Raw genomic sequence first — 25,567 nt, 5'->3', positions numbered from 1 at the left:
CCCGGGCCGGCCGACGGACGCGTATGTCCGAAGCAGACGCAATCGAGCGCGTGGACGAACCCGGCACCGTGGATTCGCTCGCCGCGGACCTCCGCGCGCTCGGCGTCGAGCGTGGTGACACCCTCCTCGTCCACTCGTCGCTCAGTTCGCTCGGCTGGGTCGCCGGCGGCCCGCAGGCGGTCGTGGACGCCCTCCAGGCGGTGCTGACCGAAGATGGGACGCTGGTCATGCCGACCCACACGGGCCAGTACACCGACCCGTCGGCGTGGGAGAACCCGCCGGTCCCCGACGACTGGGTGGAAGTCATCGGCGAGTCGATGCCGCCGTTCCGTCCCGACGTGACGCCGACTCGCGGGATGGGCGCGGTACCTGAGTGCTTCCGCAACTACCCCGGTGTCGTCCGCAGCGAGCATCCGACGGTCTCCTTCGCGGCGTGGGGCGCGGCCGCCGAGGAAATCGTCGGCCGCCACGAACTCGATTACGGCCTCGGCGACGGGTCGCCGCTGGCGCGGGTGTACGACCGCAGCGGCGACGTGCTCCTGCTCGGCGTCGGCCACGGGAACAACACCTCGCTCCACCTCGCCGAGCACCGCGCGGACTTCGAAAAGACGCGGACGACCGAGCGCGCGCCGCTGCTCCGAGACGGCGAGCGCGTCGTCGTCGAGTACGAGGACATGGCGGTCGAGACCGACGACTTCGAGGCGGTCGGCGAAGCGTTCGAGACGACCGTCGGCGCGACCGAGGGGTCGGTCGCGGCCGCGACGGCGACGCTCCTCGACCAGCCCGCGCTGGTCGATTTCGCCGAAGACTGGTTCGAGTCGAACCGCTGAAGGAGGATGTCGTGGCCGACTCGGTTGAGTCACAAAAAACAGCGGGCGACGCGCGCTCAGGCGAGCGTCGCGGTCAGCGTGATTTCCGGCCCGGCGAGCGCCTTCGACACCGGACAGCTCTCCTTTGCGCGCTGGGCGAGTTCGGCGAACGTCTCCTCGTCGATGTCGGGCACGTCGGCGTCGAGCGTCAGGTCGATGCGCGAGATTTCGAAACCGCCGCCGTCGGCCGGGTCGAGGTGCACGTCGGCCGCGGTGTGGAGGCTCGTCGGCGCGTAGCCCTCGCCTTCGAGGAACGCGGTCAACTGCATCGAGAAACAGCCGGAGTGGGCCGCGCCGATGAGTTCCTCGGGGTTCGACCCGGGTTCGTCCTCGAACCGCGTCGGGAACGTGAACGTCCCCTCGACGGTCCCGCTCTCCGTCGAGAACTCGCCGCTGCCGTCTTTGCCACCGGTCCACGTCGTCTCCGCTTTGTGCGTGGGCATCTCACGCACGCATACGGCCGCCAGCGATATGGAGGTGACGACGGGGAAGGATTCGGAGCGGTTCGAAGAGGTCGGCGAGGCTCGGCCGGAGTCGACCGGAGTCGGGACCGTCGGGGCGGCGCGCTACAGGCCGCTCCAGAGCGCCGCCACGCCGAACCCGACGATGACGACGCCGGCGAGTTGGTTCACCCGACGGAGGACCGCCGGGGTGACGCGCTCCCGGACGCGGTCGACGGCGGCGCTCAGGACGAACCACCAGAGCGCCGACCCGGCGAAGACGCCCGCGACGAGGACCGCCGCTGCGAGGTAGTCGCCGGAGACGCCGACGCCCAAGCCGGCGAAGATGCCGACGAACGCCAGTATCGTCACCGGGTTCGTCAGCGTCAGGAGGAACGTCGACCCGAAGTCGGCCGCGAGGGTCCGGGCGTTCGAATCGGGCGATGCGACGGCCGACTGCTCGGTCGTCGGTGCCGACTCGACGGACGCCGGGTCGCCCCGAATCGACTGGACGCCGATGTACAGGAGGATTGCGCCGCCGGCGAGAGCGATTGCGTTGCGGTGTCCGAGCAGGACCGACGAGAGCGCGGCGAGACCGAACCCCGCGATGGCCCCGTAGACCGCGTCCGCGGACGCCGCTCCGAGTCCGCTGACGAAGCCCGAACGACGGCCCTTAGAAAGCGTTCGCTGGATGCACAATACACCGATTGGACCGACCGGCGCGGCTATCGAGACGCCGAGAACGAGTCCGCGGACGAAGATTCCGATTGTGGTCGTTAGTGACATCCTCCCCGTCGTAAACGACGGGGCTTCCCGTACCGCAAGTTGGGATATTTGCTGGTTTACGACACGACCTGTTCTCTCGTGTTGAACGTCCCACTCTCGCGGTCGAACAAGTATGTCGATGGCTGTGCCACACAGCCGTTACTCCTATCCTCACCGTGAGGACTCGGAGTTATCTTCTGCCGCATGTTCTCCGCCCCGTTGCAATCCGCGTTGGCTACCAATCCACATGACGAGCACACGTACAACCCACGATGGGTGCGGTTCCCTTTCGTGTCGTCTCCACACGCAGAACATGTCTTTGAGGTGTTCCACTCGTTCTCCTTCAGCACCTCAACCCCACGTATCTCGCCTTTGTATTCGAGGTACTGGTAGATACGGTCGAACGCCCATGTGTGGAGTTTCTTGTTGCCGGTCTTGCCCCAGTCAGACTCTCGAACGTTTTCGGACCAACTCACTGCGAGCGTACCAACACCGCGCTCAACACACTCCGTGATGATGGTGTCCGTCAGTGTGTGGTAGAAGTGTGACTCACGGTCAGCCAGTTTTTGACGTGCCCACATCGACTTCTCAGACGGGCCGTTCTCACCCTCGGTATCGTACTCAGCTCGCGTGAAGTAGTGCTTGTCTTGCTTGAGCGAGTTGCCGGGGTACAGGGCGTATTCATTGGGGAACGCGACCGTGGCGATGTTCTTGGTGCCAAGGTCGATTCCTGCCACCTTGTCGCCTGCGGAGTCGTTGGTTTCGAGACTGACTTTGCAGACGAAGTGAAGTTCCCATTCGTCTCCGTTCCAGACGGCACGAACGTTCTGCACCGAGTTGACTTCTGAAAGGTCAACGTCGGGGCGAGTCTGGTACTCGCAGAGTAGGAAGTCTGACCAGTATTCTTTGAGGTTCGAGCCTTTCGAGAGTCGAACCCGATTGTTCTCGGGGTCGTGTTTGAACCCGTCTGCTTTGAACGTGACCGTGGAACGCGGTCGTTTGTCGCCGTGTTTTCGGTAGCCGGGCGGATTCGACTTCGAGTCTTTGTGTCGCAGGTCGAACCACGACTGGAAAGCGTCGGAAAGTTCTTCGATGACTTTCTGACTGGATTGTGCGTTCAAATCTTTCCAGCACGCTTGGTTCTTCATGTACGATTTGAGCGAACCTTCGTTTGGGATTTTACCAACCTCGTCCCATACGCGGTCTGCTGTCCATCGTGCGACGTTCCAGATTTTTGAGGCAGAATCTCCGAGCGAGTCGAGGCCATCGCAGACCTGTTGGTGGTTCTGGATGGAACCAACGTAGGTGCGAGTGACCTGAATCGCCATACATAGCCTATGTAGGAATATTTACTTAATCCTACGGATTGGCGTGGAATATCCAGCCTGCTATCGACGGTGGATTACGAGGGACGTGTCGGATTCACCCCCGCCGTAAACGGCGGGATTCTCTCCTCGAAGAAAGATAGACATCACCTCGTGACCGAGTCGATGCGTCGCCGGGTGATAGCTCTATCGCCGAGGTCCGAACGCGGAGTGGACCGGCGCAAGTCGGGTGCCGGCGGTCCGAAGCCGATTAGAACACTCCTGTGATGAAGCCGAGGCCCATCAGGACCAACACGGCCGCGGAGAACACTGGGAGATACGGCGTGTACTTCTCGACTTTGTCTTCGTACTGCTCGTAGCCCGCAATCAGCAACATCGTCAGTCCGACGATGCCGACGATGACGGTGACGGCGTAGGCGCTCATCAGTTCGAGGCAGTAGTTCGACCCTGCGCAGAGCGCGATAATCTCGAACTCCTCTTCGTGGGCGAACCCGAGGACGAACGCGAACCACGCGATACCGAGGAGGCCGCGGTCCGCGGCGTCGTCGAGGTCGCCGTGCGAGTGAGAGTGCCCGCCGACGAAGGGGACAAATCCCTTCAGACGAGAGCCTAACCCGCCGTCATCGTGGGTGTGACCGTCGTGGTCGTGTGAGTGGCTGTGGTCGTGTGAATGCCCGTGGTCATGGCCGTCTGCATGGCCATCGCCGTGACTGTGACTCCCGTGGCCGTCGTCGTGCCCGTGAGTACCGTGAGCGTGTCCGTGGTAGTACTCCCGGATACCGAGCGCGATGAGCAAGACGCCCGCGACGAGGCTGACCTGCCCGCCGATTTGGACGCCACCGAGTATCGTAACCGGCTCGTTGACCTGTGTGAGGTCGAAGTACTCCTTCGCGTAGAAGAACACGCCCACCATCGCGATACTGCTGACGAGGTGGCCGATTCCGAGGATGAAACTCGCCGCGAATCCGTACACCCACTTGTTCGCTTGGTCGAGGGCGTACGAGGCCGCGACGGGCCAGCCGTGACCCGGTTCGACGCCGTGGATGGCTCCGAGGGCCACCGCGCCGACGACGAGCCCGAGCAGTTCGTTCGAGGCCATAGACTACTGTATCCGTGGAAAACGAGAGGTATAGCGGTTGTTAATACCGAATCGAGGCTATCGTCATAACGGGGACTCTTGTAGCTGTGCGCACCAATTAGGACACGATGCGGACGAGCTTCAACATCCCCGACGAATTGGTCGAGGAGTTCGACCGGGCGTGGCGCGACGAGGGCATCGAGAACCGGTCGCGGGCGGTCCGAGAGGCCATGCAGGAGTTCATCGAGTCCCACGCCCGACTCGAAGACGTGTCCGGCGAGGTCGTCGCGCTCGTCGGCTTCGACTACCGCCACCACGACGTGATTCGCGAGCTTCACGGGACGCAACACGAGTTTCAGGACGTCATCCTCAACACGAGCCACACCCACCAAGGCGAGTGGTGTCTCGAATCGCTGTTCTGCCGCGGCCCCGCAGCACGCGTCCGGGAACTGACCTACCGGCTCCGGGACTTCGACGCGGTCCATCGCGTGAAGGTGATGGTCATCCGGGAGTGACGCAGTGAAGCGCCTCCGGCTCAACTGATCGGGTGGGGTGAGGATTAACGCGTCGAGCTACCGATGCTACCGCCGTTCGGCCTCGTTCAGACAGACAAAATTCAGACCTAAATAGATCGAATTAAAATATTTGAGCGGTTCAGACGCAGAGTCACTTACAGGACCGTCATAGATCATCGTTTGCTACCAGTGGAAACTGGGTACCCAACTTTGATTGACCGACCCGCAGTAGATCAGTACGATGGTTCAAGGTGGCCCAGTTGTCCAAATCGGTGTGATTCTTCTCTCGATACTGGGGCTGTGGATCGGCGCGCGGCTCTTGGTCGACGCCGTCGTCCGGTTGGCTCGACGGTTCGGACTCTCCGATCTCACAATCGGGCTGACGATCGTCGCGATGGGAACGTCAACACCAGAGCTCGTGGTTTCGGTCGATGCCGCGCTCAAGGGGGCGGGTGATATCGCAGTCGCCAACGTCCTCGGCTCGAACATCTACAATCTGGCGTTTATTCTGGGCGTCATCTCCCTACTGAAGGTACTCCCGATTGCAGAGTCACTCGTTCGTCGTGACGGCGTCGCTTTACTGGCGAGCACGCTCGTCGGTGGAATCGCGGTTTTCAATCTTCAGGTGACAAGACTCGAAGGCGTCCTCCTTGTCGGTGTGTTCGTCGCCTATACGGCGTATCTACTCCGCACCACCCAGTCGGACTCAACAGTACCCACCGGTCAGGACCCCAGCGAAGGAGTGATAACTCGCCCAGCGACGGAGAGGGCGACATTCCGTGGGCGCGATGTCGTACTCCTCTTCGGTGGATTAGCGACAGTTCTAGTCAGTGGTGATTATATGGTGGTCGCCGCATCGGAACTGGCTCGCGGCGTCGGTATCTCCGACTGGGTCATCGGCGGAACCATCGTCGCAGCGGGCACGTCGACACCGGAGTTCGCTGTCTCGCTGGTGGCAATCCAGCGGGGGAGCTTCGGTGTCTCAGTTGGCAACATTGTCGGCAGCAATATCTACAATGTCACGGGGATTCTGGGCGTTGCGGCGGTCATTCGTCCACTCGCCGTGAGTGGTCTGGCACTGGAGACGCTAGCATGGCTGGCCGGAGTCTCCCTGCTGATGGTTGCTGCCTTCTGGACGAAACGAGAACTGTCTCGGACGGAAGGTGCCCTGTTTGCAACATCCGAGATTGGTCGGTGGGTTCTCGGAATCGCTGGGCTGGTCGGATAGCTCACATAAATCCGTGGTGCATCGGCCGGGTAGCAGTTCCGACTCGTCAAGTCTCGGGGCGTTCTCCTTGTTCCTCTGTACACAGACCGTGCCCCGCACGGCTATGGAATCGTGTCACTTGTCACCGACCAAAAAAGACAACGGCTGGAAGAAGAACGCGTCACCGGTTAGCGATAGAAGCACTGAGACAGTATATTTCGACTACCGGTTCTGCCGCTGTTCGGCCTTGTTCATCTCGATGAGCAGTCGGAAAATCGCTTTCACGAGGTTGGAGTCGACCTCGAAGTGGGCCGCGTTCTTCCCGGCGCGCTCCATCACGCGCTCTTCTTGGGACTCGTCGGTCGTCGGCAGGTCCTTTTCGGCTTTGACCTTCGCCACCGTGTCGGCGACGTAGGTCCGGCGGGCGATGAGTTCGACGATGCCGCGGTCGATATCCTCTATCTCCTCGCGGAGTTCGTCGAGGGACATGTCCTGAAACGATTCTGCGGCGGCGTCTACGGTGTCGTCTGTCATTGGATTCGTGCTCCGTCGGTTCGGGTGGTCGTCAGTCGGGTCTCCCCCTCGCGGGCGTCCCACAGTTCTTTGACGCGTTCGAGGTCGGCGCGGTCGCCGACGGCGACGACGCTCGGGCCGGTCCCGGACAGCGAGACGCCGTCGGCGATGGGCATCGCCTCCACGGCGGGGTCGGTCGGGAAGTCGAGGGCGGCCGAGAAGGCGAGGCCGTTGACGGTCATCGCCTCGGCGTAGCGGCCTTCGAGCGCGAGGTCGGCGACGAGGTCGGCCATCGGAGCGACGTTCTCACAGCGGCTCACGTCGGCGTCGGCGCTGTAGGCGCGCTCCGGAGGCGTCCACACGAGCACGTCCCAGTCGACCTCGTCGCGGACGATGAGTTCGTCTTCGGTGTTGTCGGTGACGACGACGCCGCCGATCATAGAGGCCGAGGCGTCGTCGAACGCGCCGGTGGCGGTGACGCCGACCTCGCGGGCGGCGCGGACGCCCATCCGGCAGGCGTCGAGCCGTGAGATATCGGCGTCCGGGCCGGGGCCGACCGAGCGGCCGAGCGCGGAGAGCGTCGCCAACACCGTCGCGTTGGCCGCGGCGCTCGAACTCTTGAGGCCGGCGGCCATCGGCAGGTCGCTTTCGGTCTCGACGGTGCCGCCCTCGCCGTCGCCGAACGCCTCGACGGCGAGTTCGACGCAGCGCTCGATGAGCCGCGTGTCGGCGTCGGGGGCCTCCGCGATGCTGCCGCGGACCTCGCCGGAGTCGTCCAGTTCGACCGACGCGGTGGTCTCCGCGTCGATGGCGAACGCGGAGCCGGTCGCCGTCGCGAGGGCGTTCAAGACGGTGCCCGCCCCGAGGGCGGTGGCTCGGCCGTGCATACTTGCCGGAGGTTGGCACATCGTGTTATGTGTGGCGGTCCGTGCCGTTTTCGCCCGTAGGTTCGGGGACCGGCGCGGCGGCGACGCGTTCGAGACCGTCGCTCGCGAGCCGTCCCGAGACGCGACGTTTTTGCCGTCCCCGCGGCAACGGTGAGCCATGAGCGCCCGCAGCGACATCGCCCCGAGCACACTCGGCGTCGAACTCCACGACTACGGCGTCGAAGTGGAGTACATCGACAACCGAACCACGGTCTACCGGGGCGTCCCCGAAGCGGTCACGGGCACGCTCGCCACCGCCCCCGGCAAGGAGGTCCACGTCCTCGTCACCGACCCCACCGAGACCGAGGGCGTCATGATGTACGTCAACGACCTCAAGAGCCACGACGACGTGCTCGAATCGAGCGGCGTCGGCCGCGTCATCCTCGGCGAGGGCGACGAAGAAGAGCTGTTCCCCGGCGTCCTCGTCCGGCGGGTGCCCGGTCACCGATTCGAAATCGAGGCCGACCCCGAGGTCGCCCGCGGTCGCGTGTTCGTCTTCGTCGAGGACGACTGGGGCGAGGACTCCTACGAGTTCGTCGCCGAGTGATGCTCCGGAAGCGCTGGGAGCCGCTGGAAAAGCGGACCATCGGAAAGGCTCCGGAATCCTACGGCTACTACGAACTCGGCGATGCGGACGGCGACCTCGTCGGCCGCGGCGTCGGCGTCCTCCGCGACGAACTGAAGGAGGCGCTCGCCTACGGCGACGCCGAGCGCGTCCGCTGGGAACGCGCGACCTCGCTGGACCACGCCGAGCGACTCGCGGACGAACACGACCCGGCGTAGCCGGCGTCACCGGCGTCGCTCTCGTCGCCCTCGCCGCGCGCGCCGCTACTGCAAGTACGACGGACTGTCCGTATCGCAGTTCTCCTCGTGGGCCTCGGCGTCCGACTCCACGTCGAACAGCATCCCGCACTCTTCGCACCGGTACCACGTCGCGCCGTCTTTCTCGGTCGTGGCAACCATGCGTACTGTTACCGCGCCGTCCCGGAAAACGGTTACTCCGGGCGAACCCTCAAGGGTCGAGCGACCGAACCGGAGGGTATGTCTGAAGATGGGGTGACGCTCGTCGTCCGCGCCGCGGAGAAACGCGACGCGGGCCGCGGCATCGCCCGCCTCCCCGAGGTCGCCCGCCGGGAACTCGGCGTACTCAGCGGCGAGACGGTCGTCATCGAGGGGTCCCGAGAGACGGTCGCCAAGATGTGGCCCGCCCGCCCCGGCGCGAAAGCAGGAGAGATGCTCGTCGACGCCGACACGCGGGCCAACGCCGGCGTGAAAATCGGCGACAGCGTCCGCGTCAGGAAGATAGCCGTCGAGGACGCACGGTCGGTGACGCTCGCCGGCCCCAGCGCCTTCGAGCGGACCAGCGTGGACCGCGAGACAATCGAGGAGGTCGTGAAGGCGGAACTTCGGAACCGCCCGCTCCGCGAGGGCGACCGCGTCCGCGTCGAGCGACTCGGTGGAGCCGCCCTCGTCGTCAGCAACACCAAACCGGAGGGTGTCGTCCGCGTCACTGACGCGACGGCCGTCTCCGTGACGGCGAACAGTTCGAAGGGTGCGAGCGAGACCGTCCGCGACGCCGTCAAGAGCATGACCGGCGACGACGGCGACGGCGCGAGCCACGGCCGGGCGACGGGCGTCACCTACGAGGACATCGGCGGCCTCGACGACGAACTCGACCTCGTCCGCGAGATGATAGAGCTCCCGCTGTCCGAACCCGAGGTGTTCGCCCACCTCGGCATCGAACCGCCGAAGGGCGTGCTCCTCCACGGCCCGCCGGGCACGGGGAAGACCCTCATCGCGAAGGCCGTCGCCAACGAGGTCGACGCGAGTTTCACCACGATTTCGGGGCCGGAGGTGCTGTCGAAGTACAAAGGCGAGTCCGAGGAGAAACTGCGCGAGGTGTTCCAGTCGGCCCGCGAGAACGCGCCGGCCATCATCTTCTTCGACGAAATCGACTCCATCGCGTCGAAGCGCGACGACGGCGGCGACCTCGAAAACCGCGTCGTCGGTCAACTGCTGTCGCTCATGGACGGACTCGACGCCCGCGGCGACGTGGTCGTCATCGGCGCGACCAACCGCGTCGACAGCCTCGACCCGGCGCTCCGCCGCGGCGGCCGCTTCGACCGCGAAATCGAAATCGGCGTCCCGAACGAGGCGGGCCGCCGCGAGATTCTCGACGTGCACACCCGGCGGATGCCCCTCGCCGAGGGTGTGGACATCGACCGGCTTGCCTCCCGAACCCACGGCTTCGTCGGTGCCGACCTCGAATCGCTGGCCAAGGAGGCCGCAATGACCGCGCTCCGGCGCGTCCGCCGCGAGGGCGGAAGTGGAAGCGGAAGCGAGGGCGGAGACGGGAGCGTCGCCGTCGCGGACATGACCGTCACGCGCGCCGACTTCGAGTCGGCGATGGCGACGGTCGAACCCTCGGCGATGCGCGAGTACGTCGCCGAACAGCCGACCGAGGGCTTCGAGGGCGTCGGCGGCCTCGACGACGTGAAGCGGACGCTCGAACGCGCGGTGACGTGGCCGCTGACCTACGCGCCGCTGTTCGAGGCGGCCTCGACCGACCCGCCGACCGGCGTGCTCCTCCACGGCCCGCCGGGCACCGGCAAGACGATGCTCGCTCGCGCCATCGCGGCCGAAAGCGGCGTCAACTTCATCCACGTCGCCGGCCCCGAACTGCTGGACCGCTACGTCGGCGAGTCCGAGAAGTCCGTCCGCGAGGTGTTCGACCGCGCCCGACAGGCCGCCCCGAGCATCGTCTTCTTCGACGAGATAGACGCCATCGCCACCGACCGCGACAGCGCCGGGTCGGACTCGGGCGTCACCGAACGCGTCGTCTCGCAACTCCTGACGGAGATGGACAACGCCGCCGACAACCCGAACCTCGTCGTCCTCGCGGCGACGAACCGACGGGACGCGCTCGACCCCGCGCTCCTCCGCCCCGGTCGGCTGGAGACCCACGTCGAAGTTCCCGCACCGGACATCGAGGCGCGCCGCGCCATCCTCGACGTGCACGTCCGAAACAAGCCGCTCGGAACCGACGTGGACCTCGGCGACGTGGCCGCACACATGGACGGCTACACCGGGGCCGACGTGGCCGCGGTCTGCCGCGAGGCCGCGCTCCGGGCGATTCAGGACGTGGCCGACGCCTACGATGGCACCGAGGCGAACGAGCACGCCGACGAGGTTCGCATCACTCGCGCGCACTTCGACGCGGCGCTGGAATCGGTCTCGCCGACGCAGGTCTGACGGGCGGCACCACCGGAGAAGCCGCGGCCCCACACCGCCTGCGAGATTATCTCGTTTCGCCGCGTACTGTGTGCTATGTTCACTCGCAACAGAGGTGTGTCGTGAACGCGGCGTGGCGTCGGAAGGTCCGACGAGAGTGGGACGCGTTGACCGGCGGCCCGCTCTCCGCGACGTGGTGGGTGACGAAGGCCGGCCTCCGGGTCGCGTTCGCCGAGGCGATATTCATGTTTCTCGTGTTGCTGAACAACGACCCGAACGCGGTCTCGGTCGTCGCCGACGGCGAGGCTTCGGTGTTCTCGCTCGTCACGCTCGTCTTCGGGTCGCCCGAGTACCTCGCCATCGCGGGCATCGTCTTCGCCGTCGCGCTCTTGCTTCCGTTCCTCCCGCGGCGCAACGAAGCGACCAACCGCTGGGAGTAGCCGTAACGCGTCATCGAGACGGCCGGCGACGGCCCCGCTCCCGAAGTGCCGCCGCGACCGACCCGGCTTAGGCCAGTCGCGCTCGGTAGTAGCTCGAATCGGCGTTCGGGACAGTCACCTCGCGCACGTCGAGGCCCGCCTCGGCCGCGACCGCCCGGAGTCGAGCGGGCGAGACGAGAACGAAGTCGAGCGTCGGGCCGCGCAGGTCGCCGTATTCGACGCGGAACGTCCGCCGAGCGACCCCCTCCCGCGGGTCCGACCGGTAGCCGAAGAAGCGCTCGGGGTCGGTGCGCGTCGGGTCGTAGGAGTCCACGACGACCCCGCCGGACGGCGAGGTGAGATCGGCAAACGACGCGAGCAGGTCGGCGAGTCGGTCCAGCGAGCCCGCGAGTCCGACCTGCGTCCCGTTGGCGAGGACCGTCTCGAACCCTCCTGCCGACGAACCCGCTCGGCTCGCCTCGACCGGTGGGTCGAACATGTCGCCGACGACCGCCGTCTCGACGCCGCGCTCGCGGGCCGCGCGAACCGCGTTCGGGCTCACGTCGAAGGCGACGACCTCGCCGCGCGCCTGCACGGCGAGGGCGTGCTGACCCGCGCCGCACCCCACGTCGAGGACGGGCGTCCGAAGCGAGTCGACGAACTCCCGCTTCGCGGCGGGCCACCGCTCGGACGGGACGAGATAGTTCTCGTAGACGTGCGCGTCGCCGGCAGTACCACGGGCGTCGTCGCCGGCGCGGTAGACGCACGGAGCGCGCAGACAGCCGCGAACCCGGTCCAACATCGCCAGTCCGAGGGCGTCGTCGGGCATGACGAGTCGTTCGTCGCCCTCGTGTAAATTATATTTAATGTGCTATGAAGTATCAATCAACAAGGCCAGAGGAGGCGAGAGGGAGAGGACGAGGGCGAGGAACGTCAGTCCAGCCGGTCCAAGTCCCCGTGTAGCTCGCGGTTCATCACGTCCGCGACGAACAGGCGGATGCGCTTGTGGAGTTCCGCTTCGGTGTCGTAGGTCTCGACGCGGAGGTCCCAGCGGGCGCGCGCCGCGCGAATCATCTCGCTCGTGACCGTCGCTTCGTGGACGAAGACGATTCTATCGCCGTGCGTCTCGGAGAGCCGTTCGAGTATCGACCCCGCCTCCTCGCCGACGCCGAAGTTGTGGCCGAGAAACGGCAGCACGAACACCGTGGCGTTGCTCGCTGCGGCGAACGCGAGCGACTGCGTCGCGGCGTCCACCTCGTCGGTGCTGAGGTCCACGTCGACGGCGAGAAAAGCGTTGACGCCCGGGTCGGCGCGAAGCGTTCCTTGCACCCGCCGGAGGAGCGCGAGCGCGTCGTCCACCTCGTCCCGCGCGGCGAACAGTTTTCGAATCGGGCCCGGGAGGTCGTCGATGTCGATGGCGGCGAGTTCCTCCTCCGAGAGGACGTAGTTGAGGTTGAACGACTTGTACGGACCCATCACGTAGACCAGAAACCGGTCGTAGGTCGTCCGTCCGAGCGCCGCCCGTATCTCGTCGCGCGAGATGGCGTCCGTCATGGACACACGTACCGCACGGTAGTATATAAAATCCGGATTTTTCAGTGAAGTTCGACTCAAGAACTGTTAAATCGATACGCTCCATCTAGCGAACCGAGATGGCGACGAACGACCCGGTCGATTCGGACGGCCTCCCCGAGGACCCCGCCGAGTTGCTGCCACCGACGAGCGTCCTCACGCTGGACGAGTACCTCGACATGCAGGCCGCACTCGGCGACCGGACGCGGTTTACCCTGCTGTACCGACTGGTCCACTTCGGCGAGCGGAGCCCGAAAGCGCTGGCCGAGGCGCTCGACGTGCAGGCGAATACGCTTCACTACCACCTCAGTAAACTCGTCGACGCCGGGTTGGTCGAAAAGCGAAAACGGGCGCAGGCCGACGACGAGGGGCTGTTTTCGTACTACCGCGCCACGTCGCTCGGCTCCGACATCCTCGAACACGGCGTCGAGGAGCTCATCCGGCGCGAGCGCGACTATCGGGACGCCTACGCGTTCGAGTAGCAGCGTCGCGGGCGACCGCCGCGTCTCAGCCCGCACCCGTCTACTGCCGAAGCCGCCGCCTATTTGGCACTCGCTCGCACAGGCTGAAGCGATGTCCAATCTCCTCCCCGAGGAAGCAGAGGAAAAGCTCGTCACCGTCTGCCGCACGGCCGTCGGCGACAGCCTCCGCTCGCTCACGTACTTCAACCGCTTCGACTACGTGCAGGTGTACCTCCGCGAGGACCTCGAACAGGAGGCCGACCTGAACTCCTTTATCGGCAACGAGTGGCACGACTTCAAGATGACACAGGACGCCTACCGCGGGTCCGAACTCGGCGACTACGAGTACACGATTCGCGTGTTCGAAAACGGCTACCTCGTCCGCATCACCGTCGAGGACTTCGGCGTCTTCGTCACGACCGACGGCATCTCGATGCAGGACTTCGAGGCGCTGGCGGCCGCGACGACCGAGATTCTCGACGAGTGGGCCATCGAGGAGTAAGCGTCGAACCCGGAGTCGGCCCCGTCAGTCCCAGAACGACTGCGTCCGGGCGTACTCGCGCTCCCGTTCGAGGATGTCGCGGTAGAAGTCGTCTTCGTCCTCGCGGAGCTTGTTGATGATGCGCGCGGCGTTGTGCGGGCCGACGCCGCGGGCCGCGAGCGCGACGACCGCCCGCTTGCCGTGGGCCTGCACCAGACTCGCCGAGCGGTAGGCTCGCTTCGTCAGTCGCTCCTGTTCGTCGTCTTTCTCCGGTGCGCGGACCGCTTTCACCGTCTCGTCGTCCCACGGGTTGAGCGCGGCGACGCGGGTCGCGCCGCACTCGGGGCACGTCACGGGCTCGCGGACGCGCTTGACCTTCGTCTTCCGAGTCCAGTCCTTGCAGTGGAGACACGCCAACAGCACGCGGTCGTTCTGAATCCGGTCGCGGACCGTCTCGATGACGCTCGCGTCGGCGTTCTCGGGGACGAGCAGGTCGGTTCCCGACCCGCGGCCGCCGGTGCCGATGGCGGTCGGTTCGCGGGCGACGGCGAGTTCCACGTCGCCGTCGCGGACGCGCCGGAGCAGTTCGACCGTCTCCTCGACGGCGAGGTCGGTGTGGAACACCTCGCGGACGGCCTCGTCGTAGACGGGCGTGTCCTCCAGCGCGGCGAGGAGGCGGTCGCCGCCGAAGCGGCCCTTCCCCTGATAGCGCTTGAGCGCGCCGAACTTCGCGGCCACCTGCGCGAGCGTGAACTTCAGCGAGTCCGACCGCTTGAGCGCGAGTTCGAGCAGCGCCTCGACGTGGTCGGGGTCGGTCTCGCGGAGCACCTCGGCGAACGTCGTCGGGCGGACCTTCCCCGGCACGTCGAACTCGATGCGGTAAGGGTCGACCTCCATGCCGACCGAGGAACCGGTCCGCTGGCCGATGAGCGCCGACAGGAGTCGCCCGAGCGTCTCGTTCACCCGGTGGCCGTACGGCGAGTTCAGCGTCACCTTCCGGGGCGAGCCTTCGAGGACGAGCCTGTTCGCGGTCGGAATCGGCGCGTCGGCCTCGACCTGTCTTTCGATGGGGCCGAGCGCCGACCGAACCGTGGCCTCGTCGGTCGGATAGCGCATGGCGATGTCGCGGGCGACGGCCTCGCGGTCGGCCCCGGACTCGAACTGCGGCGCGGCCACGTCGCGGAGTTCGCCCACCTCGCCGGCGACCGGCGCGGGCACCGGAATCTCCGAGCCGACCCACGACGGCACCTCGCCGCCGGGGTCCTCGATGGGCGAGACGTTCACCCGCGCCTCCTCGTCGTCCACGTCGTTGACGCGCCACATCTCGCCGCGCTGGATGAACGTCGCGCCCGGCGCGGCGAAGTTGAGGACGAACTTCTCGTCGAGCGTCCCGATCTGCCGGCGCGAGGAGATGTCGTGGACGTCGTAGGTCTCCTCGTCGGGTATCATCGAGAGGTTGGCGTAGAAGTACTGCCACGTGCCGCCGGACTTCTCGAGGAGGTCCTTGTCCTCGTCGAGCCAGAGGAGGTGGTTCCCCGACAGTTCGCGGACGACGGCGCGGAAGTCGTCTTCGTCGAGGTCGCGGAAGGGGTACGCCCGCGTGATAATCTCGTAGGCGCGGCGGGCCGACACGTCGCCGTAGTCCATGACGACGCCGACGATTTGGTTGGCGATGGTGTCGAGACTCCCGTGGTGGACGCGGGCGGGTTCGACCTCGCCAGAGACGGCCCGCCGGGCGATGGCGAGCGCTTCGAGCGTGTCGTCGGGGTGGTCGGTGACGACGGTCCCCCGGGAGACGACGCCCAAGCGGTGGCCCGCGCGACCGACCCGCTGGAGGAGCCGCGACACCTCGCGGGGGCTGTTGTACTGGACGACGTGGTCCACCCGCCCCACGTCGATGCCGAGTTCCATCGACGACGTGCAGATGAGCGCGTCCAACTCGCCGGCCTTGAAGCGGTCTTCCACGTCGATTCGCACGTCTTTCGACAGCGAGCCGTGGTGGACCTCGATGGGGTCGCCGAGCGCTTTGAACCGCGAGCCGAGCGCCTCCGCGGTCTGTCTGGTGTTGACGAAGACGAGCACCGACTCGTGGTCGCGGACGATGTCTCGAATCGTCCGGACGTGACTCGCTATCTCGGGGTCGGTGGCGAGTTTGCCGGCCAGCGCCTCGTCCTCGTTCGTCACCTCGGGGCGGACCACCTCGAACTCGACGCGGTTGTCCACGTCGACTTCGATGACCTCGAACGGGCGGTCGCCGGTCAGGAACTTCCCGACCTCCTCGGGCGACCCGACCGTCGCCGAGAGGCCGATTCGCTGGAACGACCCGGCCAACTCGCGGAGGCGCTCCAGTCCGATTGTCAACTGCGCGCCGCGCTTGGCCGACGCGAGTTCGTGGACCTCGTCGACGACGACGTGGTGCACGTCCGACAGTGCCGTCCTGAGTTTCTTCCCCGTGAGCATCGCCTGCAGCGTCTCGGGCGTCGTCACCAGCACGTCCGGCGGGTCGTTCGCCTGCTTCTGGCGCTGGTACTGGGTGGTGTCGCCGTGGCGAACGTCGATGTCGATGTCGAGCTGTTCGCCCCACCAGTCGAGTCGCTGGCGCATGTCGCGGTTCAGCGCCCGAAGCGGGGTGATGTAGAGCGCCGAAATCCCGAACCGGTCCTCGGCGTCGGCGATGGCCGAAAAGACCGGCAGCATCGCCGTCTCCGTCTTTCCGGTGCCCGTGGGCGCGATGATGAGGCCGTGTTTCCCGTCGGAAAGCGGGGGAATCGCCCGACGCTGTGGCTCGGTGGGCGTCGTGAAGCCGCGCTCCGAGAGCGCGTTTCGAACGGGCGACGAGAGCGTCGCGAAGGCGTCCATTCCGGCGGCGGCCTCGCCGTCTGGCATCGACCGAGGTTACGGTTCGAGGCGATTAAGCGCACCGCTCGGGGCGGTCCCGACCGGGAGTTTCATGTCGCACACGAATCAATTTCGGGCGTGTCCCCGAAACGAGTCTACTGGTCCGCGTTCGTCGTCTTCGGGCTCTGTGCCGCCATCGACGTCGCGCTCGACGTTTCGGCGGGAGGCGTGGGTATCAACACCGCGGCGGCGGCCGCGGGCGTGCTCGCAGTCGGCTACGCGTCGGTCGTCGCCCTCCGCGACCCCGAACGCGCCCAAGTCCCGTCAGACTGGGGCCCGCTCGTCTATCTCGTCGTCGTTGGCGCGGCGCTCTACACGTTCGGCGTCGCCCTCCAACTGTACTCGGTGGTGACGTGACGCCCGAACGGTCGTTCTGGCTGTCGCAGGCCGGCTTCACCGGCGGTAATCTGCTTATGGTCCTCGGCAATCAGCGGGGCGACCTCGCGGCGTGGCAACTCGTCTTCGCCGCGGTGCTGGTGCTCTCGACGCTCTGGTTCGTCGCCTACGCCGTTCGAGAGCGAGAACAGGGCGTGCCGGAGTTCTTCCGCGAGTGGACCGGCTGGCAGCGACTCGCCCGCGTGACGGGTGTCTCCGTGTTCGTGCTCGGAGCTCTCACGTTCGTCTTCGCGTAGGCGAGTCGGAAAAACGGGAAGGCGCGGTTGACGACCGCGACGACTTCGGCCGCTCAGACGTTCCGGTAGTCGCCCAACCGCGTGCCGTCGAGCAGGTAGGCCTCGCCGTCCGCGAGGCCGTCGGGCAGGAACGGCGAGAGGAAGCCCTGCCCGGGGACGTTGACCCACGTCCCGCCCGAGGTGTCGTTGAAGGCCGGAAACACCACGAGTTCGGCGTCGTCTCGCGCGATTTCGTCGGGGTCGACCTCGTAGTGCTCCGCGAACACCTCGGGAGCGAGGGTGCCGCGGAGCCAGACGCGCTCTTTCCGCGCGCCGCCGACCTCGTCTTCCAGCCTGACCGCCGGGTGTTCGTGGGCCGAACAGACCACGTCGGCGGCGAGCACCTCCCGCGAGGGCCACGTGTGTCCGTGGCAGAATCCCACGTCTCCGAGGCGGACGCCCGCGGGGTCGGTCACCTCCACGTCGTCGCCGAAGAAGTCCGCGAGGCCGCCGTCGTGGTTGCCGGGGACGACCGTCAGTTCGGCGCGGTCGGCCACGGCCTCCACGAGGTCAGTCAGCTCCTCGGCCTCGTCGCCTTTTGGGTCGCCGATGCGGTGGCCGAGGTCGCCGAGGACGACCAGTCGGTCGGCGTCGGTCCGGTCGAGAAGTGACAGCAGGCGCTCGCGGCGGACCGCGGCCTTCGACGGGAGTTCCACCCCGCGTTCGTACCGCAGACCGGCCTCGATGCCGGCGTGGTAGTCGGCGACGACGAGCGAGCGCTCGGGAAACCCGTGTCTGCTCGTCCGCGCTACCGCGGCGGGATGGCCGGGAATCGGTTCGACGAGCGGTCCGGGCACGGCCTCAGATGGCCTTCAGCACGCCGTCCTGCGGCTCGTAGCACCGACCGCCGAGGAGCGCCTCTTGGATGGCGTCTTCGACCGCGCCGGGGTCCGCGCCGTATTCGTCGACGACGGCCGCGACGACCTCGTCGCGGGTCGCGCCGTCGCCCCCGTCGAGGTCGTCCATGGCGTCCACGACGACCGATTCGAGGTCGATGTCTTCGGCGGACTCATCGGTGTCGTCGGCGTCGGCCTCGGTCTCGTCTTCGTCGCCGGCCGATGCCGCGTCGGGCGTCGGTTCGGGTTCGGGTTCAGGCTCGGATTCGACCGCTGGTTCGGCGTCGGCAGCGGGCTCCGATTCCGGTTCCGGTTCGGCGTCGGCGGGTTCGTCTTCGAGTTGTTCGGTGAGGTCGTCGGCGTCGGGCACGTCGATGTCCGCCTCGCCGGCTGGGTTGACGTCCGCGCCGGAGGTGAACTCCGTGCCGAACTCGGACTCGATTTCGGCCCGCTCGTCCTCGTCGAGCTCGTACATCCCGTCAGGGTCGACCGAGTCGTCGGCGTCGGTGGACGCGGAGTCGGTCGCCGCGTCAGTTGACGACTCGTCGGCCGCCGCAGCCGACGCGTCCGCCTCCGGTTCGGGGTCGTCGAAGCCGTCCTCGAAGTCGCCGAGGGTTCCGCTTCCCGATTCGTCGAGCGAACCGGTGTCGGCCGTATCCGCGTCGGCGGCGTCGTCTTCGAAGTCACCGAGCGCGCCGTCGTCCGTCCCGGTGTCGAAGTCGGGCTCCGAATCGACGTCGAGCGAGTCGGACGCCGGTTCGGGTTCGGAGGTGAGGTCGGGTTCCGCGGCGGGTTCCGGCTCTGCGTCAGGCTCAGATTCCGCCACGGGTTCGGATTCGGCGTCGACCGTCGTGGACGGCTCAGTCTCCGGTTCCGGCTCGGACGCCTCCGGCTGGCTCTCGGTCGCGGCCGTCGTCTCGGCGGCGACCGGCTCGGGCTCGGGCTCGGGCTCGGACTCGGATGCGGACGCCGGCTCAGATGCAGGTTCTGACTCGGTCCCGTCGTCGACTTCCGGCTCCGAGTCGGGCGTTGCGACCGACTCGGAATCGGATTCGGTCTCGAACTCGTCCGATTCGACTTCCGCCTCGCCGGCGTCCGCCTCCGGTTCGCCGAGTTCGTCCCCGTCGTCAGCATCCGCTTCTCCGACCTCGATATCGACGCTCTCGGCCGGTTCGAGGTCGATTTCCGGGAGCGGGCCGAGGACCGCGTCGCCGCCGTCGCCGGGGGCGACTTCGAGGGGGTCCACTTGGTCGCGGTCGCCCGCGACGAGTTCGAGCGCCTGCACGGCGACTTCGCGCAGGGCTTCGAGGTAGGTTCGGGTCGTCCCGTAGTGGTCGATAGCGCGGGGGACGCCCGCCGCGAGCGTCGAGTCCACGCCGCGGGCTTCGAGCGCGCGGGTCAGGTCGTCGCCGCGGTAAGACATCGACAGCGCCTCGTCGAACACCGCGATGCGGCGGAGTGTCGCCTCGGCGGCCGAGACGATCCAGCGGTCGCGCACGTCGGCGTCGACGGTGTTGACGCTCTCGGGGCGGACCGACGTGTAGACCACGTCGGCGTCGTCCGGTTCGTACGTCCGGGCCTTGCCCGCGAGCGAGACGAACGCCGGGGGCGTCGCCGCGTCGAGGTAGGCCATCGGCTCCGGCTGGTACTGCCCGGCGTAGGTGACGAACGCCCCCGTCGGGTCCGCGATGCGCCCGCGGAGCACCTCGTCGTTGACGTGTTCGACCTCGGTGAGCACGCCCGCGACGAACGTCCGGTTGAGCCGCGCCCCGGTGGGCGTGACCACGTAGTTCGGCGCGCGCTCCTCGTCGCTCTCGGAGTACGACAGCGAGGCGTCGTCGAACTCGGCGGCGAAGACGCGGTAGGCGATTTCCCGCGTGCCGACGACCGGCGAGGCGCTCATGCGCGCACCTCCGTGAGGAGGGCGGCCGCACGTTCGGCCGGGTCGTCGTCGGTCTCCTCGAACTCGTCGGCTTCGAGGTTCGCGCCGTACTCGTCCACCGAGAGGTTCCCGCGGACGCGGTACTCGCGGCCGACGAGCGTGTCGGCGATGTCGTCGGCGACGACCTCTTTGTCCATCGCCTCGCGGGCGGCCTCCATCGCGTCGGCCATCGTCCCGCCGTAGATTTCCTCGGTGAGGTCGCGGTCGAGGATGGCGGTCACCGTGCCGGTGCCGTCGTCGAGAATCGCCTTCACGCGCATGTCGTCCTCGCCGTCGACCTCGCCGTGCTGTCGGCACTGGCCGTTCTGGACGACGCGACTGCATTTGGGACAGCGTTCGATGAGCCCGGAGCCGTCGCGCACTTCGAGGACGTTCCCGAGCACTTCCACGTCGAACATCCCGCCGGCGTCGACGGCCTCGCCGATTTTCAGGCGCGGCGCGGAGTCGGTCACGGCGACGGGGTCGTCGAGGACCTCGAGCATCGTGAACTCCGAGAGGTTCACCTGCGGCACGCCGCGGAACTCCCGGACGTACACGTCCGAGAGACGCAGGCTCGCGCCTTCTTTCACGTCGGGGCGGGGGGCCCAGTCGGTGAAGGGGAGCCGCCCGGACTCGTCGGCGACGACGCCCGAGAGGATTGTCGTCTCGCCGTTGCGGCCGTCGATGGTGCGCGAGTCGACTTCGAGGACGCGGACCTCGACGGTTCGGCCGCGGTCGCCGGCTTGCAGGTCGATGAGGTCGGCCTCGCCGCCGATGCGGTCGTCGTAGGGCGTCTCGACCGTCTCGGACTCCACGCCGACCGTCGAGGACGCGCCGATGTTCAGTTCGGGCTTGCCGTCCCACTCGCGGACACCGGCGTTGCCGATGACGACGGAGTCGCCCGGCTCGAAGCCGAAGTCCTGCCACGCGGTGTAGGAGATGACGCCGGACTCGTCGGCGAGTTCTCCCTCGCGGATGGTCTGTTCGTCGCCCTGATAGACGATAGAACGGGTGCCAACGGTGAGCACGCGGACCGTTACGGAGACGTTGCCGCCGTCGGGGTCGATGTCGGCGATTCGCTTCGTCGAGGGCGCGCCGTCGCTCCCGCCGGAGCTTCCGCCGCCGTGTTTGCGGCGGACGCTCTGTTTCGCCTCGTCGATCGGGACGCTGTACTGCAGCAGGTTCTGCAGGTCGGATTTGACCTCCTCTTTGTCGACACCGAGGGCGGAGGCAAGCTCCTCGGCATGCTGGTCGAGTTCCATCGAGTCGGGATTCGCCCCCGTCGGATAAAAAGTGTTGCCGGGCTGGCGGGCGGCGGCCGGCGGGCGAATCACTAAGTATTCGCGTGCCAGTTGGACTCGTATGTCGAACGACGAGGCCCCGGACGCCGGCGACGCCGACGAGGAGGTCTCCTTCTCCGTGACTATCGAGGACGGCTGGACGACCATCGTGATGGAGGGCGACAAGGACACCGCGGTCGTCGTCCGCTCCGCGTCCGGCGAGCGAATCTACCTGCCGCCGGAGGGCTTCGACGCCGAGGCGGCGGCCGACAGCGCGTATCAGTCGTCGGACAGCCCCTACCAGTCGGCGTACGACTCGCCGTACCAGTCGGTCCAGACCGACGACTCGCCGTACCAGTCCGCCCGCGGCACGATGCCGCGAGAAGGGATGGTGCCGACCCGCGGCGGCTACCGGATTCGCCACCCCGAGCCGGTGACCGACGTGCGCCTTCTCCGCTGAGCGCGGGCCGCCCGCGATTGCCGACCGCCGAATTCTATCGCTGAGTTGGACCGCTCAGTTCGCGTCCGACTCGGCGGCGTCCGCGTCCCCGGCTTCGACTTCGTTCTCGGGACCGGCGGAAACGTCGGCGTCTCCGTCGAGGATGCTGTGGTAGTAGTCCACCGTCTCGTCGACGACCCGGTCCCACGTGTACGGCTCGTACTCCGGTTCTCCCTCCAGCGAGAGGCCGTACTCGATGCCGTCGGCGATGGAGCGCGAGTCGGGTTCGACCTCGATGACGCAGTCGTCGGGGAGGACCTCCGCCGCGCCGCTCTCGGTGGCGACGACGCGGGTGCCCGTCGAGAGCGCCTCGACGATGGTGATGCCGAACGGCTCGGACAGCGACGGCGAGACGAACAGGTCCGCCGAGGCGTAGTAGTCGCCGAGCGCCTCCTCGGGGACGTAGCCGGCCCACTTGATGCGGTCTTCGACGCCGAGCAGTTCGGCGAATCGCTTGAGCTGGGCGGTGAGGTGGCCCGACCCACCCATGACGAGCGTCACGTCGTCGCGGGCGAGTTTCTCCATCGCGTAGACGAGGTGCGAGATGCCCTTCTGGTCGGTGTGGCGGCCGACGAAAAACAGCATCTTCCCGTCGATGCCGAGTTCCTCCTTGAGGTCGCGACCCGTCGTCTCGCACTCGGAAAAGCCGTTGTAGATGACGTGGCAGTCGCCGCCGTACTCCCGTTTGACCTTGTCGGCGAGGAGTTCGCTCACCGCGAGCAGGTGGTCACAGCGCTCGGCGATGCGGCGCTCGGTCTCGACCTCGCGCTGCGGTGGGTCGATGTTGCGGTCCGACGAGAGCGAGTGGAACGTGGTCACCCACTCCACGTCCTCGTTGTTCGATTTCGCGCGCGACCCCGGCCCGTAGCCGAACCAGTCGTGCGTGTGGACGATGTCGGCGTCGGCGGCGCGCTCGGCGAACGTCTGTCCCAGCCGACCGATTCGGGTGATGATGTCGCCCTCGCCCGTCGGGACCCCGACGATTCCCTCGCGGTCCGGCGCGTACTCGGCGGGAAGCACGAGTTCGATGTCAACGTCCTCCCGCTCCTCGAGTCGCTCGAACATCTCGCCGACGTGCGTGTCGAGCCCGCCGCTGACGTTCGGCGGAAACCCCCACCCCAGCATCAGGACCTTGGCAGTCATAGATGACACAATGTACCACAGAGGCCTATTTAATTCCTGTCCGGCAATACTCCGACCGCACCCCACCGAAAGGCGTTTTCGCCGCGGCGACGACCCGCGAGTATGCACGTCCACGTCAACGCCGCCGCGAGCCTCGACGGCAAGCTCTCGTCTCGCCGCCGCGAGCAGGTGAAGATAAGCGGCGACGACGACTTCGCCCGCGTGGACGAGGTTCGCGCGGCCGCCGACGCTGTCGCCGTCGGCGTCGGAACCGTCCTCGCCGACGACCCGCACCTCACGCTCGACGCCCCGGACCTCGTCGCCGCTCGCGAGGACCGGGGCGACCCGTCGCACCCCGCCCGCGTCGTCGCCGACTCGCGCGCTCGGACCCCGACCGACGCCCGGATTCTGGACGACGTAGCGACGACCTACGTGCTCGTCTCCGAGGCCGCGCCGGCCGACCGCCGCGAGGCGCTCGAAGCCGCCGGCGCGGAACTCGTCGTCGCCGGCGCGGAGCGGGTGTCGCTGCCCGACGCCTTCGATGCGCTCGAATCGCGCGGCGTCGACCGGCTCATGGTCGAAGGCGGTGGGGAACTCATCTTCTCGCTGTTCGAGGCCGGCCTCGTCGACGAACTCACCCTCTACGTCGGCTCGATGGTCATCGGCGGCCGCGACGCGCCGACGCTCGCCGACGGCGAGGGCTTCGTCGCCGACTTCCCCAGACTGTCGCTCCGCGACGTGGAGCGCGTCGACGACGGGGTGCTCCTGATCTACGACTGCTGAGCCTCGTCGCCAGAAACCGGCCGTCTTTGCCGCGAATACGGAGTTTCGCGGTCGTGCACCGTCACGCAAACAGGCGCAATGGGTAAGAGTATCGCGCCGATACGTGGGGGTATGAGCACTCCGGAGACAACCGATGCACCCGTCCACGTCGAGAGTACGGACCAGCTCGACGAACTCATCGCCGACAACGCGGTCGTTCTCGTGGACTACCACGCCGAGTGGTGCGGCCCCTGTAAGATGCTCGAACCCACCGTGGAGGAAATCGCCGAGGAGACCGACGCCGTCGTCGCCAAGGTCGATATCGACGAACTCCAGGAGCTAGCCCGCGAGAAAGGGATTCGCAGCGTCCCGACCCTGCAGTTCTACGCCGGCGGCGAGCAGGTCAAGGAGGTCATCGGCGTCCAGAGCAAAGAGGACCTCGTCGACATCATCGAAGCCGCCGCGTAAGCCGGCGTCCGCTCCGCTCGGCCCGATTCTTCGTTTTTCTCTCACGGCGAGCGACGGTGCGGCGTTCGCTCGCGGCGGCGTCGCTCGTGGGGACAGTTCGGTCGAAAAGCGATGTCAGAAGACGGCTCAGAAGGGCGCGTCGGACACGTCGGGTTCGAGCCCCGCGCCCGAGTCGTCGTCGTAGAAGCCGCCGGTCGAGGCGTGGACCGCGTCTATCTCCTCGAACTCGGCGACCATGCGCGCCTTCAGCGCCTGAATCGTCATCGGCGAGATACCGCATCCGGAACACGCGCCGGTGAGGGAGATCCACACTTCGCCGGTCTCCTCGTCGATGGCCTCGATACCCGCGTCGCCGCCGTGCATCTCGATTTGGGGGAAGTTCCGCCGCATGAACAGGTCGAGCCGTTCTTCGAGGGACTTCTCCGACGTCTGCGAACTCATACCGAGACGTGGGGTGCGGGCGAGCATAACGATTGCTCCGAACGAGGTCGCGGCGAATTTCGCGAGACGCTGTCGGGGGAGTCGGTCGGCGAGGGCTTTTTACCACGGAGAGAGTATCGGAACCTATGATTTCACTCGACGAGGCAGTCACGGCCCGCCTGGAATCTCACGGCGCGCGGTTCGAGGTGCTCATCGACCCCGACGCGGCGCTTTCGATAAAGCGCGGTGAGTTCGACGGCGACCTCGAAGAGGTCATCGCCGCCGAAGACGTGTTCGAGGACGCCTCCCGCGGCGACCGCCCCGCCGAGAACGACCTCGAGAAGGTCTTCGGAACGACCGACCCGATGGAGATAATCCCCGAGGTCGTCAAGAAAGGGGAGATTCAGATCACGGCCGAACAGCGCCGCGAGATGCAAGAACAGAAACGCAAGTCGCTCATCAACCGCATCGCCCGCAACGCGGTCAACCCGCAGATGAACGACTCGCCGCACCCGCCGGAGCGAATCGAGCGCGCGCTCGAAGAGGCCGGCTTCAAAATCGACCCGATGGAACCCGTCGAGTCGCAGGTCGACGACGCGCTCGACGCGCTTCGACCCGTGTTGCCAATCAAGTTCGCCGAAGTCACCGTCGCCGTCCAACTCCCGGCCGAGTACGCCGGGAGCGGACAGGCGCAGATTCGGAGCTACGGCGACCTCGAACGCGAGGAGTGGCAGAACGACGGCTCGTGGGTCGGCGTCATCACGTTCCCCGCGGGGATGCAAAACGACTTCTACGACAAGGTGAACAACATCACGAGCGGCACGGCCGAGACGCGCATCGTCAAGGACGAAGACGACCTCTGAGGCGCGTCGGCGAGTCTCGAACGCG

The 25,567-nt window shown here is 66.9% G+C and carries 30 protein-coding genes; 15 read left to right on the top strand and 15 right to left on the bottom strand.

Translation table 11 applies throughout. From position 1 onward, the window contains the following. The first annotated feature begins 23 nt into the window (after nt 1-23). Nucleotides 24-830 (top strand): aminoglycoside N(3)-acetyltransferase, encoded by an 807-nt coding sequence (locus C5B90_RS00820; RefSeq protein WP_115878318.1) that lies wholly within the window; start codon nt 24-26, stop codon nt 828-830. A gap of 56 nt (nt 831-886) precedes the next feature. On the opposite strand, the gene C5B90_RS00815 is transcribed toward C5B90_RS00820, so the two are convergent. The 4 genes from C5B90_RS00815 to C5B90_RS00800 all read right to left on the bottom strand — a co-directional run bounded on the left by C5B90_RS00815 (nt 887) and on the right by C5B90_RS00800 (nt 4,498). Further along, nucleotides 887-1,312, bottom strand: coding sequence for an OsmC family protein (locus C5B90_RS00815; protein ID WP_008093087.1), 426 nt, complete (start codon nt 1,310-1,312; stop codon nt 887-889). A gap of 123 nt (nt 1,313-1,435) precedes the next feature. Then, nucleotides 1,436-2,095 (bottom strand): LysE family translocator, encoded by a 660-nt coding sequence (locus tag C5B90_RS00810; protein WP_115878316.1) that lies wholly within the window; start codon nt 2,093-2,095, stop codon nt 1,436-1,438. Nucleotides 2,096-2,151: 56 nt separating this feature from the next. Then, on the bottom strand, nt 2,152-3,402 hold the full coding sequence (locus C5B90_RS00805) for an RNA-guided endonuclease TnpB family protein (protein WP_115878314.1): 1,251 nt from the start codon (nt 3,400-3,402) through the stop codon (nt 2,152-2,154). Nucleotides 3,403-3,649: 247 nt separating this feature from the next. Continuing rightward, a complete protein-coding gene (locus C5B90_RS00800; RefSeq protein ID WP_115878312.1) occupies nt 3,650-4,498 on the bottom strand; it encodes a hypothetical protein in 849 nt (282 codons plus the stop codon). Nucleotides 4,499-4,605: 107 nt separating this feature from the next. Here C5B90_RS00800 and C5B90_RS00795 point away from each other — a divergent pair, with 107 nt between their 5' ends. After that, the gene (locus C5B90_RS00795; RefSeq protein WP_115878310.1) at nt 4,606-4,992 is read left to right on the top strand and encodes a CopG family ribbon-helix-helix protein; all 387 of its coding nucleotides are present in this window, start codon (nt 4,606-4,608) and stop codon (nt 4,990-4,992) included. A gap of 241 nt (nt 4,993-5,233) precedes the next feature. Further along, a complete protein-coding gene (locus tag C5B90_RS00790; RefSeq protein ID WP_115878308.1) occupies nt 5,234-6,220 on the top strand; it encodes a calcium/sodium antiporter in 987 nt (328 codons plus the stop codon). A gap of 201 nt (nt 6,221-6,421) precedes the next feature. Here the strand turns inward: C5B90_RS00790 and C5B90_RS00785 are convergent, their stop codons facing one another. Both C5B90_RS00785 and C5B90_RS00780 read right to left on the bottom strand, forming a co-directional pair. Beyond that, complete coding sequence (locus C5B90_RS00785) at nt 6,422-6,733, bottom strand: chorismate mutase (RefSeq protein WP_004063556.1); 312 nt, start codon at nt 6,731-6,733, stop codon at nt 6,422-6,424. Further along, on the bottom strand, nt 6,730-7,599 hold the full coding sequence (locus C5B90_RS00780) for a shikimate kinase (RefSeq protein ID WP_115878306.1): 870 nt from the start codon (nt 7,597-7,599) through the stop codon (nt 6,730-6,732). Before C5B90_RS00780 ends, C5B90_RS00785 begins: the two co-directional genes overlap by 4 nt. Nucleotides 7,600-7,756: 157 nt before the next feature. Between C5B90_RS00780 and C5B90_RS00775 the strand changes: the two genes are divergently transcribed. After that, on the top strand, nt 7,757-8,185 hold the full coding sequence (locus tag C5B90_RS00775) for a DUF5796 family protein (protein ID WP_115878304.1): 429 nt from the start codon (nt 7,757-7,759) through the stop codon (nt 8,183-8,185). Continuing rightward, nucleotides 8,185-8,421 carry a hypothetical protein gene (locus C5B90_RS00770; protein WP_115878302.1) on the top strand — a complete coding sequence of 79 codons (237 nt, stop codon included), beginning with the start codon at nt 8,185-8,187 and terminating at the stop codon, nt 8,419-8,421. Before C5B90_RS00775 ends, C5B90_RS00770 begins: the two co-directional genes overlap by 1 nt. A 45-nt stretch (nt 8,422-8,466) precedes the next feature. Here C5B90_RS00770 and C5B90_RS21160 read toward each other — a convergent pair whose 3' ends face one another. Then, nucleotides 8,467-8,601 (bottom strand): hypothetical protein, encoded by a 135-nt coding sequence (locus C5B90_RS21160; RefSeq protein ID WP_255516588.1) that lies wholly within the window; start codon nt 8,599-8,601, stop codon nt 8,467-8,469. 78 nt (nt 8,602-8,679) lie between these two features. Between C5B90_RS21160 and C5B90_RS00765 the strand changes: the two genes are divergently transcribed. Beyond that, complete coding sequence (locus C5B90_RS00765; protein ID WP_115878300.1) at nt 8,680-10,890, top strand: CDC48 family AAA ATPase; 2,211 nt, start codon at nt 8,680-8,682, stop codon at nt 10,888-10,890. Between the two features lie 101 nt (nt 10,891-10,991). After that, entirely contained in the window at nt 10,992-11,309 is a 318-nt protein-coding gene (locus tag C5B90_RS00760) for a hypothetical protein (protein WP_115878298.1), read from the top strand. 67 nt (nt 11,310-11,376) lie between these two features. On the opposite strand, the gene C5B90_RS00755 is transcribed toward C5B90_RS00760, so the two are convergent. Both C5B90_RS00755 and C5B90_RS00750 read right to left on the bottom strand, forming a co-directional pair. Further along, nucleotides 11,377-12,117, bottom strand: coding sequence for a bifunctional 2-polyprenyl-6-hydroxyphenol methylase/3-demethylubiquinol 3-O-methyltransferase UbiG (locus tag C5B90_RS00755; RefSeq protein ID WP_115878296.1), 741 nt, complete (start codon nt 12,115-12,117; stop codon nt 11,377-11,379). A gap of 104 nt (nt 12,118-12,221) precedes the next feature. Next, a complete protein-coding gene (locus C5B90_RS00750) occupies nt 12,222-12,842 on the bottom strand; it encodes a hypothetical protein (protein ID WP_004043608.1) in 621 nt (206 codons plus the stop codon). A gap of 98 nt (nt 12,843-12,940) precedes the next feature. Here C5B90_RS00750 and C5B90_RS00745 point away from each other — a divergent pair, with 98 nt between their 5' ends. Next, complete coding sequence (locus tag C5B90_RS00745) at nt 12,941-13,342, top strand: helix-turn-helix transcriptional regulator (protein WP_115878294.1); 402 nt, start codon at nt 12,941-12,943, stop codon at nt 13,340-13,342. Between the two features lie 91 nt (nt 13,343-13,433). Further along, nucleotides 13,434-13,823, top strand: a complete 390-nt coding sequence (locus tag C5B90_RS00740) for a hypothetical protein (protein WP_004043606.1) — start codon at nt 13,434-13,436, stop codon at nt 13,821-13,823. Between the two features lie 24 nt (nt 13,824-13,847). Here C5B90_RS00740 and C5B90_RS00735 read toward each other — a convergent pair whose 3' ends face one another. Next, nucleotides 13,848-16,688, bottom strand: coding sequence for a DEAD/DEAH box helicase (locus tag C5B90_RS00735; protein ID WP_115878292.1), 2,841 nt, complete (start codon nt 16,686-16,688; stop codon nt 13,848-13,850). Between the two features lie 90 nt (nt 16,689-16,778). On the opposite strand from C5B90_RS00735, the gene C5B90_RS00730 reads away from it, so the two are divergent. Next, on the top strand, nt 16,779-17,057 hold the full coding sequence (locus C5B90_RS00730) for a hypothetical protein (RefSeq protein WP_115878290.1): 279 nt from the start codon (nt 16,779-16,781) through the stop codon (nt 17,055-17,057). After that, nucleotides 17,054-17,332 carry a hypothetical protein gene (locus tag C5B90_RS00725; RefSeq protein WP_115878288.1) on the top strand — a complete coding sequence of 93 codons (279 nt, stop codon included), beginning with the start codon at nt 17,054-17,056 and terminating at the stop codon, nt 17,330-17,332. The genes C5B90_RS00730 and C5B90_RS00725 overlap by 4 nt, the downstream gene beginning before the upstream one ends. A gap of 53 nt (nt 17,333-17,385) precedes the next feature. Here C5B90_RS00725 and C5B90_RS00720 read toward each other — a convergent pair whose 3' ends face one another. The 3 genes from C5B90_RS00720 to C5B90_RS00710 are packed head-to-tail and all read right to left on the bottom strand — an operon-like array spanning nt 17,386 to nt 21,390. Then, on the bottom strand, nt 17,386-18,168 hold the full coding sequence (locus C5B90_RS00720) for a metallophosphoesterase (protein WP_115878286.1): 783 nt from the start codon (nt 18,166-18,168) through the stop codon (nt 17,386-17,388). A 4-nt stretch (nt 18,169-18,172) separates the two neighbouring features. Further along, on the bottom strand, nt 18,173-20,110 hold the full coding sequence (locus C5B90_RS00715) for a rpa-associated protein (protein ID WP_115878284.1): 1,938 nt from the start codon (nt 20,108-20,110) through the stop codon (nt 18,173-18,175). Further along, the gene (locus tag C5B90_RS00710; protein ID WP_115878282.1) at nt 20,107-21,390 is read right to left on the bottom strand and encodes a Single-stranded DNA binding protein; all 1,284 of its coding nucleotides are present in this window, start codon (nt 21,388-21,390) and stop codon (nt 20,107-20,109) included. Before C5B90_RS00710 ends, C5B90_RS00715 begins: the two co-directional genes overlap by 4 nt. Nucleotides 21,391-21,490: 100 nt before the next feature. On the opposite strand from C5B90_RS00710, the gene C5B90_RS00705 reads away from it, so the two are divergent. Next, nucleotides 21,491-21,868 carry a hypothetical protein gene (locus C5B90_RS00705; RefSeq protein ID WP_058567401.1) on the top strand — a complete coding sequence of 126 codons (378 nt, stop codon included), beginning with the start codon at nt 21,491-21,493 and terminating at the stop codon, nt 21,866-21,868. A 54-nt stretch (nt 21,869-21,922) separates the two neighbouring features. On the opposite strand, the gene C5B90_RS00700 is transcribed toward C5B90_RS00705, so the two are convergent. Next, complete coding sequence (locus C5B90_RS00700; protein WP_115880513.1) at nt 21,923-23,032, bottom strand: glycosyltransferase family 4 protein; 1,110 nt, start codon at nt 23,030-23,032, stop codon at nt 21,923-21,925. A gap of 120 nt (nt 23,033-23,152) precedes the next feature. Here C5B90_RS00700 and C5B90_RS00695 point away from each other — a divergent pair, with 120 nt between their 5' ends. Beyond that, nucleotides 23,153-23,812 carry a 2,5-diamino-6-(ribosylamino)-4(3H)-pyrimidinone 5'-phosphate reductase gene (locus C5B90_RS00695; RefSeq protein ID WP_115878280.1) on the top strand — a complete coding sequence of 220 codons (660 nt, stop codon included), beginning with the start codon at nt 23,153-23,155 and terminating at the stop codon, nt 23,810-23,812. Nucleotides 23,813-23,923: 111 nt separating this feature from the next. Then, a complete protein-coding gene (gene trxA, locus C5B90_RS00690) occupies nt 23,924-24,259 on the top strand; it encodes a thioredoxin (protein ID WP_115878278.1) in 336 nt (111 codons plus the stop codon). Nucleotides 24,260-24,385: 126 nt separating this feature from the next. On the opposite strand, the gene C5B90_RS00685 is transcribed toward trxA, so the two are convergent. Then, nucleotides 24,386-24,700 (bottom strand): NifU family protein, encoded by a 315-nt coding sequence (locus C5B90_RS00685; protein ID WP_115878276.1) that lies wholly within the window; start codon nt 24,698-24,700, stop codon nt 24,386-24,388. A 125-nt stretch (nt 24,701-24,825) separates the two neighbouring features. On the opposite strand from C5B90_RS00685, the gene C5B90_RS00680 reads away from it, so the two are divergent. Continuing rightward, nucleotides 24,826-25,542, top strand: coding sequence for a ribosome assembly factor SBDS (locus tag C5B90_RS00680; protein WP_115878274.1), 717 nt, complete (start codon nt 24,826-24,828; stop codon nt 25,540-25,542). Nucleotides 25,543-25,567: the final 25 nt, after the last annotated feature.

It is taken from the genome of Haloferax sp. Atlit-12N (assembly GCF_003383095.1).
Lineage (GTDB): Archaea > Halobacteriota > Halobacteria > Halobacteriales > Haloferacaceae > Haloferax.
Note: the sequence above shows the minus strand (reverse complement) of the source record. Positions and strands in the feature narration are given on the sequence as shown.

Excerpts from the sequence above, each read along its gene's own strand:
- C5B90_RS00750 (WP_004043608.1), bottom strand. The coding sequence starts at position 12,842 with ATGACGGACGCCATCTCGCGCGACGAGATACGGGCGGCGCTCGGACGG.
- C5B90_RS21160 (WP_255516588.1), bottom strand. The coding sequence starts at position 8,601 with ATGGTTGCCACGACCGAGAAAGACGGCGCGACGTGGTACCGGTGCGAA.
- C5B90_RS00680 (WP_115878274.1), top strand. The coding sequence starts at position 24,826 with ATGATTTCACTCGACGAGGCAGTCACGGCCCGCCTGGAATCTCACGGC.
- C5B90_RS00805 (WP_115878314.1), bottom strand. The coding sequence starts at position 3,402 with ATGGCGATTCAGGTCACTCGCACCTACGTTGGTTCCATCCAGAACCAC.
- C5B90_RS00815 (WP_008093087.1), bottom strand. The coding sequence starts at position 1,312 with ATGCCCACGCACAAAGCGGAGACGACGTGGACCGGTGGCAAAGACGGC.
- C5B90_RS00810 (WP_115878316.1), bottom strand. The coding sequence starts at position 2,095 with ATGTCACTAACGACCACAATCGGAATCTTCGTCCGCGGACTCGTTCTC.
- C5B90_RS00735 (WP_115878292.1), bottom strand. The coding sequence starts at position 16,688 with ATGCCAGACGGCGAGGCCGCCGCCGGAATGGACGCCTTCGCGACGCTC.
- C5B90_RS00685 (WP_115878276.1), bottom strand. The coding sequence starts at position 24,700 with ATGAGTTCGCAGACGTCGGAGAAGTCCCTCGAAGAACGGCTCGACCTG.
- C5B90_RS00780 (WP_115878306.1), bottom strand. The coding sequence starts at position 7,599 with ATGCACGGCCGAGCCACCGCCCTCGGGGCGGGCACCGTCTTGAACGCC.
- C5B90_RS00695 (WP_115878280.1), top strand. The coding sequence starts at position 23,153 with ATGCACGTCCACGTCAACGCCGCCGCGAGCCTCGACGGCAAGCTCTCG.
- C5B90_RS00710 (WP_115878282.1), bottom strand. The coding sequence starts at position 21,390 with ATGGAACTCGACCAGCATGCCGAGGAGCTTGCCTCCGCCCTCGGTGTC.
- C5B90_RS00790 (WP_115878308.1), top strand. The coding sequence starts at position 5,234 with ATGGTTCAAGGTGGCCCAGTTGTCCAAATCGGTGTGATTCTTCTCTCG.
- C5B90_RS00795 (WP_115878310.1), top strand. The coding sequence starts at position 4,606 with ATGCGGACGAGCTTCAACATCCCCGACGAATTGGTCGAGGAGTTCGAC.
- C5B90_RS00775 (WP_115878304.1), top strand. The coding sequence starts at position 7,757 with ATGAGCGCCCGCAGCGACATCGCCCCGAGCACACTCGGCGTCGAACTC.
- C5B90_RS00785 (WP_004063556.1), bottom strand. The coding sequence starts at position 6,733 with ATGACAGACGACACCGTAGACGCCGCCGCAGAATCGTTTCAGGACATG.
- C5B90_RS00770 (WP_115878302.1), top strand. The coding sequence starts at position 8,185 with ATGCTCCGGAAGCGCTGGGAGCCGCTGGAAAAGCGGACCATCGGAAAG.
- C5B90_RS00800 (WP_115878312.1), bottom strand. The coding sequence starts at position 4,498 with ATGGCCTCGAACGAACTGCTCGGGCTCGTCGTCGGCGCGGTGGCCCTC.
- C5B90_RS00740 (WP_004043606.1), top strand. The coding sequence starts at position 13,434 with ATGTCCAATCTCCTCCCCGAGGAAGCAGAGGAAAAGCTCGTCACCGTC.
- C5B90_RS00745 (WP_115878294.1), top strand. The coding sequence starts at position 12,941 with ATGGCGACGAACGACCCGGTCGATTCGGACGGCCTCCCCGAGGACCCC.
- C5B90_RS00765 (WP_115878300.1), top strand. The coding sequence starts at position 8,680 with ATGTCTGAAGATGGGGTGACGCTCGTCGTCCGCGCCGCGGAGAAACGC.
- C5B90_RS00820 (WP_115878318.1), top strand. The coding sequence starts at position 24 with ATGTCCGAAGCAGACGCAATCGAGCGCGTGGACGAACCCGGCACCGTG.
- C5B90_RS00755 (WP_115878296.1), bottom strand. The coding sequence starts at position 12,117 with ATGCCCGACGACGCCCTCGGACTGGCGATGTTGGACCGGGTTCGCGGC.
- trxA (WP_115878278.1), top strand. The coding sequence starts at position 23,924 with ATGAGCACTCCGGAGACAACCGATGCACCCGTCCACGTCGAGAGTACG.
- C5B90_RS00700 (WP_115880513.1), bottom strand. The coding sequence starts at position 23,032 with ATGCTGGGGTGGGGGTTTCCGCCGAACGTCAGCGGCGGGCTCGACACG.
- C5B90_RS00705 (WP_058567401.1), top strand. The coding sequence starts at position 21,491 with ATGTCGAACGACGAGGCCCCGGACGCCGGCGACGCCGACGAGGAGGTC.
- C5B90_RS00715 (WP_115878284.1), bottom strand. The coding sequence starts at position 20,110 with ATGAGCGCCTCGCCGGTCGTCGGCACGCGGGAAATCGCCTACCGCGTC.